Source organism: Streptomyces sp. KR55 (assembly GCF_052245645.1).
Taxonomy (GTDB): Bacteria; Actinomycetota; Actinomycetes; order Streptomycetales; family Streptomycetaceae; genus Streptomyces; species Streptomyces flavusporus.
This window is the reverse complement of record NZ_JBQQCE010000333.1, coordinates 1-11,091: the sequence shown is the minus strand read 5'-3', so window position 1 is coordinate 11,091 and position 11,091 is coordinate 1. Positions and strand designations below refer to the sequence as shown.

General features: G+C 68.6%; 11 protein-coding genes. 3 read left to right on the top strand and 8 right to left on the bottom strand.

The features are described from left to right. Nucleotides 1–238: 238 nt before the first annotated feature. Nucleotides 239–403, top strand: coding sequence for a hypothetical protein (locus ACTWQJ_RS36105; protein ID WP_443310676.1), 165 nt, complete (start codon nucleotides 239–241; stop codon nucleotides 401–403). A gap of 182 nt (nucleotides 404–585) precedes the next feature. Here ACTWQJ_RS36105 and ACTWQJ_RS36100 read toward each other — a convergent pair whose 3' ends face one another. The 4 genes from ACTWQJ_RS36100 to ACTWQJ_RS36085 form a co-directional block, all read right to left on the bottom strand. Then, nucleotides 586–1,311 (bottom strand): glycoside hydrolase family 11 protein, encoded by a 726-nt coding sequence (locus ACTWQJ_RS36100; RefSeq protein ID WP_443310675.1) that lies wholly within the window; start codon nucleotides 1,309–1,311, stop codon nucleotides 586–588. A gap of 527 nt (nucleotides 1,312–1,838) precedes the next feature. Further along, nucleotides 1,839–3,335: an AAA family ATPase gene (locus ACTWQJ_RS36095; protein ID WP_443310677.1), complete on the bottom strand. Its 1,497-nt coding sequence runs from the start codon at nucleotides 3,333–3,335 to the stop codon at nucleotides 1,839–1,841. Between the two features lie 385 nt (nucleotides 3,336–3,720). After that, nucleotides 3,721–5,061: a class I SAM-dependent RNA methyltransferase gene (locus ACTWQJ_RS36090; RefSeq protein ID WP_443310674.1), complete on the bottom strand. Its 1,341-nt coding sequence runs from the start codon at nucleotides 5,059–5,061 to the stop codon at nucleotides 3,721–3,723. Nucleotides 5,062–5,134: 73 nt separating this feature from the next. After that, the gene (locus tag ACTWQJ_RS36085; RefSeq protein ID WP_443310673.1) at nucleotides 5,135–7,183 is read right to left on the bottom strand and encodes an APC family permease; all 2,049 of its coding nucleotides are present in this window, start codon (nucleotides 7,181–7,183) and stop codon (nucleotides 5,135–5,137) included. A gap of 399 nt (nucleotides 7,184–7,582) precedes the next feature. On the opposite strand from ACTWQJ_RS36085, the gene ACTWQJ_RS36080 reads away from it, so the two are divergent. Beyond that, on the top strand, nucleotides 7,583–8,254 hold the full coding sequence (locus ACTWQJ_RS36080) for a potassium channel family protein (protein WP_129801021.1): 672 nt from the start codon (nucleotides 7,583–7,585) through the stop codon (nucleotides 8,252–8,254). Beyond that, entirely contained in the window at nucleotides 8,254–8,931 is a 678-nt protein-coding gene (locus ACTWQJ_RS36075) for a potassium channel family protein (protein WP_409469207.1), read from the top strand. Before ACTWQJ_RS36080 ends, ACTWQJ_RS36075 begins: the two co-directional genes overlap by 1 nt. 71 nt (nucleotides 8,932–9,002) lie before the next feature. On the opposite strand, the gene ACTWQJ_RS36070 is transcribed toward ACTWQJ_RS36075, so the two are convergent. From ACTWQJ_RS36070 to ACTWQJ_RS36055, 4 genes are all read right to left on the bottom strand, one after another. Next, nucleotides 9,003–9,734 carry a DUF3159 domain-containing protein gene (locus ACTWQJ_RS36070; protein WP_409469208.1) on the bottom strand — a complete coding sequence of 244 codons (732 nt, stop codon included), beginning with the start codon at nucleotides 9,732–9,734 and terminating at the stop codon, nucleotides 9,003–9,005. Between the two features lie 3 nt (nucleotides 9,735–9,737). Further along, a complete protein-coding gene (locus tag ACTWQJ_RS36065; RefSeq protein WP_105968602.1) occupies nucleotides 9,738–10,136 on the bottom strand; it encodes an OB-fold nucleic acid binding domain-containing protein in 399 nt (132 codons plus the stop codon). Between the two features lie 60 nt (nucleotides 10,137–10,196). Then, entirely contained in the window at nucleotides 10,197–10,880 is a 684-nt protein-coding gene (locus ACTWQJ_RS36060) for a response regulator (protein ID WP_443310672.1), read from the bottom strand. Then, on the bottom strand, nucleotides 10,877–11,091 hold a 215-nt coding region (locus ACTWQJ_RS36055; RefSeq protein ID WP_443310671.1), incomplete at its 5' end, for an ATP-binding protein. The genes ACTWQJ_RS36060 and ACTWQJ_RS36055, both read right to left, overlap by 4 nt.

Genomic DNA, 11,091 nt, shown 5'->3' with positions numbered 1-11,091 from the left:
GATCGGCAGGTCCCCGATGACCCCCAGAACGGTGCGGACGCCATTGGGCACGTTCCGGTTCACTCGCACCGCACCGTCGTGACCCACCACGGCGATCTGCGAGCGCTTGCGATGCACGTCGATACCGCGGAACAGGCTGCCACGACCAGCTCACCTGCACGAGCCCGCTCCCGCTCACTCCGGACGCAGGCTCGCGCATCATGACCCTCACCGCTTCTCCGGCCGCCATAATGGAGTCATGCCCTCCTGCCCACAGCACGCCGCACCCACGCCGAGCGGGCTCTCGGGCCCGATCTCCGAGGACCTCGCGCTGTACCGGGAGAAGTTTCGGCGACGTCCGCCGGAGTCGCTGGACGAGTTGCGCGGCCCGGCCCAGGGGGTCGTGGAGGAAGCGGGAACCTGAGGCCGGTCCGCCCGGCGCAATGACGTTCCCGCAACGAGTTGCTGAGCGTCGCGCCGTGGCTGGGACGCCAAAGTGCCAGGAGTTCGAGGCCGCCTTGAACCCACCCCGCCGTCCGCAACGACCACGGCTGCGGGACCCGTCACGAGGACGGGGCCCGCAGCCGGTTGTTCGCCGGACAGAGGTCAGCCGCTGACCGTGATGTTCGAGCTTCCGCTGCTCTGGTAACCCTCGGTGGCCATGATCATGTAGTACTTGAACTGGCCCATGTTCATGCCCGCGCGGGCCCAGGCGTCGAAGTGGTTGCCGGTGGTGATGGTGCCGGAGCCGCTGGTCACCTTCGACTGCCGGACGCTCCAGTACTGCTGGAAGGTCTTGGTGCCTTCCACGGAGGGGGCGTTGTACCGGGTCGTCTGGTAGATGTCGTACGTGCCGCCGTCACTGGAGACGGTGCCCTTGTGGGTGCCGGTGGGCCGGTAGCTGCCCCAGTTGTCGACGATGTAGTACTCCACCAGCGGGTTCGAGGTCCAGCCGTAGAGGCAGCCGTAGCCGTTGCCCGACGGGTTGAAGTAGCCGGTGTAGCGGACCGTCCTGCGTCCGCCGGTGCTCCAGCCCTTGCCGGCGACGAAGTTGCCGCAGTTGGTCCACTTGGTGCTGTAGCTGCCGCCGCCGTTGAGCGTCATGGAGACGGAGCCGCCGCCGTCGGTCCAGAACGAGTAGTACATGCCGTCGGTGCCGGTCTGGTTGGTGGTGATGGTGGTGGCGGCGTGGGCGGTGCCGGGCAGCAGCAGCCCGGACGCGGTGGCGAGCGCGACGGTGCCGGCGCCGCCGAGGAAGCCTCGTCGGCTCACGCCGTTGAGGGGAGCGGGGTTCTGCTGGATCTGGTCCTGTTGCGTGCCGTCCTGCTGCATGCATCCTCCCGATGAAGGCTGGTGGGGACCGGGCGGCTTCTGCTGCCCGGCGGCCTTGCATGGAACACGGCGGGGGTCGCCCGTCGTCGTGCGGTACCGACCGACCGGCGTCCCCGGTCACATGACGCGAGGGGAACGACGGACTCCTGTCGTTCGGTGGCCACAGTTTTCGTAGAGCCTCATGAACCTGTCAACACTTTCGACATCCTTTCGGAAACATTTTCTTAACCAGAGGACGCCTTGATGAGTGCGCCTTCGCTGGTCAAGCTGCCTCTCACACGAACCGGCGTGAGGGATGGAATGGAATCCGGGAGGGACAGAACGCAAGCGTGTGCGGGGCTTCCGAAACTTTCGGAGCCTCTCGGGGCCCTCCGTGGTCCCCTCCTCGTGCCGCTGCGTGACGCACCTACAAGCTCGCGGCCTGGATCAGAGCCAAAGCGTCGCCATCCGAAATCCAGGCACTTTCCAACTGATCCTTCTACGAGCCGAACACTGTCCCGCGGTCCCCTGGTACGTGCTTCTGACGGCTACCCGATCCCGTAAAGACCCGGCAGGTCGACCAGGAGGAGATCATCACGTCGCCCCGCTGACTCAATCAGGTCGGGATAGAAGCCATGCAGGGAGAACAGAGCCAGCGTGGCGCCCTCGATGTCGTACCCCTGCTCGGTGAGCAGGCCGCGGATGTGCTCCAGGCGCTGAAGATCGCCGGTGCCACGGCGGGCGACGGTGGCCTTGGCCTCGCCGATGAGGACGATCTTGGCACCGGGGGCCTGCGGGCGCTCACCGAGGGCCAGGGCGACGACGTCCACCTCGTGCTTGGTGCGAGCCGCCGGGTCGGCGACCTCGGTTGTGCCGACCGGGCCCGGCAGGCCGCCCGGGAGAAGGGTGTGGGCGTAGCGGCGGGTGAAGGTGCGGGCGAGGTCCTCGAAGTGCGGGCCGAGGATCTTGGAGTTGAAGGTCGGCGCGGCGGCCTGCCATGCCTGTTCCGCGAAGCCCTGCTCGACGGTGGCAGCCTGCGGCAGGGTGATGAGCTGGTTGAAGCGGATGACGGGGTCGGCCAGGGTGATGACCGGGTGGCGGGGGCGGAGGATGTCCTGCTCGCGCTGGATGTAGCCGGTCGACTCCAGCACGTCGAGCGGGTGCGTGACGGCGTTGCGTTGACGTTCCAGGGCCGCGCCGATCTTGGTGGGTGTGGAGGCGCCCTGGGCGATTGCGGTGAGAATGTCGTAGTACAGGGTGTGCTGGGTGATGCGCGGGTCCTCGCGCAGCAGGTACTCGGTCTCCGTGCGTGAGTAGACGGCCCGACCCGGATCCAGGAGCGTGCGGGTCAGCCACGGGGCGAAGCCGTCGTTCGGGTGCGGGCGGGCCGCCACCGGCCGATACCCAGGAGCGCCGCCGAGGACGGCGTGGACCTGCAAGGCCGTCAGCGGGTCCTCGATCTGCCAGAAGACACGCGCTGCCCGGTAGTCGAAGGCACCCAGCCGCAGATCGATCACCGCACGGCCGCGCAACGGCTTGGTCCCCGCCAGCAGTTCGTGCATGACACTCATCGCGGACCCGCAGAGGATCACCCGAGGCCCGGGGACTGAACCAGTGCCGGTGCCACGCTGGCGTTCGTCGTAAAGCTGCTGAAGCAGGCCCGGAATCTCGGGTGAGTGCTGGAGGAGATACGGCAGCTCATCGACGACCAGCAGCGGGGTCTTCGAACGGGCGGTGACATCAAGGGCGTTGGACAACACCTCGCGCCAGTCGGCCAAGCGCAGCGTGCCGGGCCGCAGACCCGCATGAGCCGCGATGGCATCGCTGAACCGCCGAATCGCCGGCAGCCGCCCCTCCTCCCGCACCGCAGTGACATACAGACCGCCGACCCGCTCGGACAACGCCTGCAGCAGATACGACTTCCCGTGCCGCCTACGCCCGGACACGATCCCGAGCCGCATCGCCGGATCCGGGTCGGTGACGAAGTCGGTCAGCAGATCCCACTCACGATCCCGGTCCACCACGTCCTCGGGCTTGGCAAGCATGCTCTCGGCCACCAGAAGTCTCCCTCACCCGATCGACCACGCGTATCTGTCTAAGTCTACTTAGACAGAATCCGTACAGCCCGACTTAACCGGATGGCCGACCCCACACCGACCGCAAGCACTCTGAGTGATCGCGGTGGAGCCGCGTTCAGCGTCTTCGAATCAAGCCTTCCTTCAACGGGTCTCACGACCCGCTGCCGGTTGACTCCACCGGCAGATCATGAGCGTCATACGAGCGTCAAGAATTCCGAAAACCAAGCACGCCGATTGCCGCCCCACCCGTCACCCGAGCACAAAATCGCAGGTGAAGCCATGGCAGGGACCTCGACCTGTTGGATCCCCCGAAACAGGTCGAGACCTCCCGCCTCCACTGCAAAGCAGCAGGTCAGGCGCCCTTTCCTGCCGGCTCCAGAATCGCTACGCACTCCACGTGATGCGTCATCGGAAACAGATCGAACGCCCGCAACGTCCGCACCCGGTACCCTCCGTCCCGGAAGTACCCCAGGTCCCGCGCCAGTGCCGCCGGATCACAGGCGACGTACGCGATGCGACGGGCGCCCAGCGACGACAGGTGCTCGACCGTCTTCCGGCCGGCGCCGGTTCGGGGCGGGTCCAGGACGATGAGGTCGACCTCGGTGATTCCGGTGCGCGGCAGGACCGAGTCGACCTTGCCCTGTTCGATGCGGACCCGGTCGAAGCCGGCGAGGTTGTGCCGGGCGTCCTCGACGGCCCGCTTGCCGGACTCGATGCCGAGGACCGCGCCCTGGTCGCCGACCCGGTCGGCGAGCGCGCCCGCGAACAGGCCGACGCCGCAGTAGAGGTCGAGCGCCATGTCGCCCTTGCGCGGGAGAAGGCCCTGCATCACGGCCGTCACCAGCGTGTCCGCGGCCTTGGGATGGACCTGCCAGAAGCCGCCGCTCCCGACCCGGTAGGTACGCCCGTCCGCGCGCTCGCGGACGAAGGGCCGGCCGTGGACGCGGTGCACCCCGCCGTCCTTCTCCTCCACCCGCATCACGGACACGGGCTTGTCCAGTTCCACGATGGGCAGGCGCGCGCCCGGCCGGGGCGTCAGGATCACCTGGCGGTCCTGCGAACCCGTCGCCGCGATCGCCTCGACCGAGGCCATGCCGGTCCAGTCGCGCTTCTCGATGCCGAGCTCGCTGACCCCCTCGGCGGCGATCATGCAGTGGTCGATGGGCTCCACCTCGTGCGAGCGGTGCCGCCGCAGGCCCGCACGGCCGTCGGCGTCCACCGCGTACTGCACCCGCGTCCGCCACTGCGGCACCTGCCCGGTCGGCAGCTTGTCGCCCTCGGCCGGCATCACCGTGCCGTCCCAGCCGGCCTCCTCGGGCGTCAGGCCCGCGAGCCGCTGCAGCTGCTCGGCGATCACCTCGCCCTTGAGGCGCCGCTGGGCACCCGGCTTCGCGTGCTGCCAGTCGCAGCCGCCGCAGCGGCCGGGACCGGCGTAGGGGCAGGGCGCCTCGACGCGGTCCTTGGACGCCGAGAGCACCTCGACCGCGTCCGCGCGCAGGAACCGCGCGCCCTCCTCGCCCTCGGTCACCCGGGCCACGACCCGCTCGCCGGGCAGCGCGTGCCGGACGAACAGGACCTGGCCCGACTCGGTGCGGGCGATGCAGTGGCCGCCGTGGGCGACGGGGCCGATCTCGACCTCGTACTCCCGCCCGACCAGGGACCCCGCCTGCGACTTCTTCGGTTCTGCCTGCATGGCGGGGTGACTCCAGAGATGAGAAGGACTACGGCTGGACAACAGCCCACCAGTCTACGTGCTCCTGCACACGTCAGTCCTTGCCGCTGGGCTCCTTCGGCCGCACCTGCGCCGGACCACGCCGCACCGAACCCGGCGCGTTCCACTCCTGCCGCTTGCCGGCCCGCTTCTTGGCCACCTCGGACGAGGCCAGCTGGTAGGGCACCGAGGTCACCATGACCCCCGGCGTGAACAGCAGCCTGCCCTTCAGCCGGAGCGCGCTCTGGTTGTGCAGCAGGTGCTCGTACCAGTGGCCGACGACGTACTCCGGGATGATCACGGAGACCACGTCGCGCGGGGACTCCTTGCGCAGGCTCTTGACGTACTCGATGACCGGCCGGGTGACCTCCCGGTACGGCGAGTCGAGCACCTTCAGCGGTACGTCGATGCCGCGCTGGTCCCATTCGTCGCGCAGGCCCTTGGTCTCGGCCGGGTCCACGTTGACGCTGAGCGCCTCCAGCGTGTCCGAGCGCAGCAGCTTGGCGTAGGCGAGGGCGCGCAGGGCGGGACGGTGGATCTTGGAGATCAGGACCACGGAGTGCACCCGCGAGGGTCGGAGGCTGTCGTCGCTCGGGCCCTCGGGGGCGGCGAGTTCCTGGGAGACGTGGTCGTAGTGGCGGCGGATCGCCGTCATCGTCACGTAGAAGATCACCATGCCGAGCAGCGCGACCCAGGCGCCGTGGGAGAACTTGGTGACCAGGACGACGACCAGGACGAGACCGGTGAAGAAGGCGCCGAACGCGTTGATCGCGCGGGAGCGGATCATGTGGCGGCGCTTGGCGGGGTCCTGCTCGGTGGCCAGGTGGCGGTTCCAGTGGCGGACCATGCCGGTCTGGCTGAGCGTGAAGGACACGAACACGCCGACGATGTACAGCTGGATCAGACGCGTGGAGTCGGCTTCGTAGATCCACACCAGGAGTGCGGCCGCGCCGGCCAGGAGCACGATGCCGTTCGAGAACGCCAGGCGGTCGCCACGGGTGTGCAGCTGGCGCGGGAGGTAGCGGTCCTGGGCGAGGATCGAGCCGAGCACCGGGAAGCCGTTGTACGCGGTGTTCGCGGCGAGGAAGAGCACCAGCGCGGTGGCTGCGGCGAGCACGAGGAACAGGATGCTGCCCTTGCCGAAGACGGCCTCGGCGACCTGCGAGATCACGGGGTGCTGGACGTAGTCCGAGCCCACCGGGACGCCCTTGTCGAGCAGGTCGTGCGCCGGGTTCTCGGCCATCCGGACGTTGGACGCCATGGCCAGCCCGATGATGCCGCAGAACATGGTGACGGCCAGCAGGCCCATCAGTGCCAGCGTGGTCGCAGCGTTCCTCGACTTGGGCTTGCGGAAGGCCGGCACGCCGTTGGAGATCGCCTCCACGCCGGTCAGCGCGGCACAGCCGGAGGAGAAGGCGCGCAGCAGGAGGAAGAGCAGGGCGAAGCCCGCGAGGCCCTCGTGTTCGGCCTTGATCTCGTACCCGGCGGTCGGTGCCCGCATGGTGTCGTCGAGCACCAGCCCGCGGAACGCGCCCCACATGATCATGATGAAGACGCCGGTGACGAAGACGTACGTCGGGATCGCGAAGAGCGTGCCGGACTCCTTGACCCCGCGCAGGTTCATCAGCGTCAGCAGCAGGATCACGGCCACCGCGCAGAACACCTTGTGCTCGACGACGAAGGGGATCGCGGAGCCCAGGTTCTCGATGCCGGAGGAGATGGATACGGCGACGGTCAGGACGTAGTCGACGAGCAGGGCGCTGGCGACGGTGAGGCCTGCCTTGGGGCCGAGATTGGTGTTCGCCACCTCGTAGTCGCCGCCGCCGCTCGGATAGGCGTGCACGTTCTGCCGGTAGGAGGCGACGACCGTGAACATCAGCACGACGACCGCGGCGGCGATCCAGGGGCTGAAGTGGTAGGCCGACACGCCCGCGATGGAGAGGACCAGCAGTACCTCCCCGGGCGCGTACGCCACGGAGGACAGCGGGTCGGAGGCGAACACGGGGAGTGCGACGCGCTTCGGCAGGAGCGTTTCGCCCAGCCGGTCGCTGCGCAGTGCGCGCCCGATCAGGATCCGTTTGGGCACGTCGGTCAGTTTGGACACAACAGAGGATCGTAAGGCTTCGAACAGGGCTTCGCCCACCCGCCTTCCCGGCGTCTGCCCCACGAGTGAAATACGGGGCCCGTCAGGCCACGGGTCCGGCCGACACGACGCCCCCCATGCCTATATGACAAAACCCTTATGTCAGAAGCCATCCCGTGAACCATCCCGTCGCCTGCCAGCGGAGGTCCCATGTCTGCGATCGCGGAGTTGATCGGCGCCACCGCCGCACTCGTCGGCCTCGGAATCCTCACCGTCCTCAGCGTGTGGAGCATCAGCCGCCGCTGATCTGGGCAAACCGTGCACGGGGGGTGCCCTCCGCGGACCGTGCGTGTGTAGCTTGGTGGCCGGTCTGAGACCCTAATCAAGGCAAGTCAGCAACTTGATATCGGAAGGACGGTCGTGCACATCGTCATCATGGGCTGCGGCAGAGTGGGTTCCGCTCTCGCCCAGACCCTGGAGCAACAGGGGCACACGGTCGCCGTGATCGACCAGGACCCCACCGCCTTCCGACGCCTGGGATCCTCGTTCGGCGGCCGCCGCGTGACCGGGGTCGGCTACGACCAGGACACCCTGCGCGAGGCCGGCATCGAGGAGGCCGGCGCCTTCGCCGCCGTCTCCAGCGGTGACAACTCGAACATCATCTCCGCCCGCGTGGCCCGCGAGATGTTCGGCGTCGAGAACGTCGCGGCCCGTATCTACGACCCCCGGCGCGCCGAGGTCTACCAGCGCCTCGGCATCCCGACGGTCGCCACGGTCCGCTGGACGGCGGACCAGATGCTGCGCCGGCTGCTGCCGTCCGGCGCCGAGCCGCTGTGGCGCGACCCCACCGGCGGCGTCCAGCTCGCCGAGGTGCACGCCTCCAACGCCTGGGTCGGCCACAAGATCAGCAGGCTGCAGGAGGAGACCGGCGTCCGCGTGGCGTTCCTCACCCGCCTCGGGGAGGCCATCCTGCCCACCTCGCAGACGGTGTTGCAGGAGGGGGACCTGGTGCACGTGATGATGCGCTCGGACGACGTCGAGAAGGTCGAGGCGGCGTTCGCCGAGGGCCCTGAGAAGGAGGGCGGTCACTGATGCGGGTCGCCATTGCCGGAGCCGGCGCGGTCGGCCGGTCGATCGCCGGTGAACTGCTGGAGAACGGCCACGAGGTCCTGCTCATCGACAAGGCGCCGACCGCCATCTCGGTCGAGCGCGTCCCGCAGGCCGAGTGGCTGCTCGCCGACGCCTGCGAGATCACATCCCTGGACGAGGCGGCGCTCCAGCGCTGCAACGTCGTCATCGCCGCCACGGGCGACGACAAGGTGAACCTGGTCGTCTCGCTGCTGGCCAAGACGGAGTACGGCGTTCCGCGTGTCGTCGCCCGGGTCAACAACCCCAAGAACGAGTGGCTGTTCAACGAGGCCTGGGGCGTGGACGTCGCCGTCTCCACCCCGCGTCTGATGTCGGCCCTGGTCGAGGAGGCGGTGAGCGTCGGCGACCTGGTCCGCCTGCTGCGCTTCAGCCACGGCGACGCCAACCTGGTCGAGCTGACCCTGCCGGACGAGTCGGCCCTGGCCGGCACCCAGGTCGGCGATGTGCAGTGGCCGGAGGACACCTCTCTGGTCACCATCATCCGCGGCACCCGGGTCCTCACCCCCACTCGGGACGACTCCCTGGAGGCGGGCGACGAGCTGCTGTTCGTGGCCGCGCCGGCCCGGGAGGAGCAGCTGGAGGATCTGCTGTCGGTACGGCGGGAAGACGCGACGAGCTAGCCGAAGCAAGCCATACGACGGCTGAGGGCGCCCGGAGATTTCCGGGCGCCCTCGTTTTCCAGCCTGTGTGCCTACTCGGCCGACCGTGCAGCGGACGCCCGGCGCTCCTGTTCGGCGCGCTCCTCGGCCTCCATCTCGGCGAACACGTCGATGGGCGGCGGCGCCTTGGCCAGGAAGACCCAGGTCAGCCAGACCGCCAGCAGGAACGGCGGAATCTTCAGGGTCACCAGCACCCAGCCCAGCTGCGTGGTGTCGGCCCACCAGTACAGCGGGAAGAGGATCGCGCACTTGGTGAGCAGAATCAGGCCCCAGGCCCAGCTGGCCTTGGCGTACGCCTTCTTGCGGCCGGGGTTGCGGGTGCGCCAGGAGAGGTTCTCCTTGAAGACCGGGCCGAGCATCAGGCCGATCAGCGGGACGCCGCACAGGGTCGTGATGATGTACGCCAGCGCCAGGCCCAGCGTGTAGAGCATGCCCGGCAGGTAGAAGTCCTTGGCGTTGCCGGTCATCATCGCGAAGACGACACCGAAGGCCACGCCGAAGACACCGCTGAAGGCGTGCTTGACGGTGTCCTTCATCGCCAGGCGGACCACGACGAGCAGCAGGGACACGCCCAGGGCGGCGATCGCCGACAGGTGCAGGTCCTTGTTGATCGTGTAGATGGTCACGAAGAGCAGGCCCGGCAGCACCGTCTCGACCATGCCCCGCACACCGCCGAACGCCTCGAACAGCGCGGCCTCCGTGACCGCGCGGGCGTCCTGATCGGTGTCTTCGGTGTGTTCAGTCGGCTTGTCGAGCGACGTCACCGGCTACTCCCGTCCGAGGGGTCTCAGTTCGTATTTCGGGTTGAAGAGCACCCGGCGGCCCCGGCTCATCGAGATCCGGCCCGATGCGATCAGCTTGCGCCCCGGTTCTATCCCGACGATGGAGCGCCTGCCGAGCCACACCACGTCGAGTGCGGCGGAGCCGTCGAACAGCTCGGCCTCCAGGGCCGGGACTCCCGCGCGTGGCCGCAGCGTGACCGTGCGCAAGGTACCAGTAACCGTGACGATCTGTCGGTCGTGGCAGTCGCCGATCCGCGTACAGCCCGCGGTCTCGGCGTCCTCCCGCAGTTCCTCGGACTCCAGGTCCTCCTGCGAAGAGGAGAGCCGGTCAAGCATGCGCCGGAACCGGCCCACCGGCTTTTCGGAACGAGGAACAGCACTCATGTCTGAAGCCTACCGGGGTGCACCGACAGTCACGTAACCCCTGTGTCACAGCTCGAAAGCTCACTTCTCGAAGCGGTATCCCATCCCCGGCTCCGTGACGAAGTGCTTCGGGTGCGACGGGTCCGCCTCCAGCTTGCGGCGCAGCTGTGCCATGTACACGCGCAGGTAGTTGGTCTCGGTCCCGTACGACGGTCCCCACACCTCCTGCAGCAGCTGCTTCTGGCTGACCAGCCGACCGGTGTTGCGCACCAGCACTTCCAGCAGATGCCACTCCGTGGGGGTCAGCCGTACGTCCTTGCCGCCGCGGTTGACCTTCTTGGCGACGAGGTCGACGGTGAACTCCTCGGTCTCCACCATCACCTCGTCCTCGCCGCCGCCGGTGGGCTCGGCGCGGCGGACGGCCGCCCGCAGCCGGGCCAGCAGTTCGTCCATGCCGAAGGGCTTGGTGACGTAGTCGTCGGCGCCCGCGTCGAGTGCCTCGACCTTCTCGTCGGAGGAGTGCCGGGCGGACAGCACGATGATCGGCACGCGGGTCCAGCCGCGCAGACCCTTGATCACTTCGACGCCCTCCATGTCCGGCAGCCCCAGGTCGAGGACGATGACGTCGGGGTGACGAGCCGCGGCGAGCTGGAGGGCGGTGGCCCCGTCCTGGGCCGCGTCGACCTCGTACTTGCGCGCCTTGAGGTTGATCACGAGGGCGCGAACGATCTGCGGCTCGTCGTCGACCACGAGCACCCGGTTCATTGAGCCTGCCTTTCTTGGGGTGCGGAGGCTTGGGATGCGGAGGAAAGAAGCACAGGGCGCGCTCCTGCCGCGCGGAGGGTGAGGACCATGGTGAGGCCGCCGCCGGGTGTGTCCTCGGCGTCGAGGGTGCCGCCCATGGCCTCGGCGAAGCCCCGGGCGACCGCGAGGCCCAGGCCGACTCCGGCACCGCGCGGGGCGTCGCCGTAGCGCT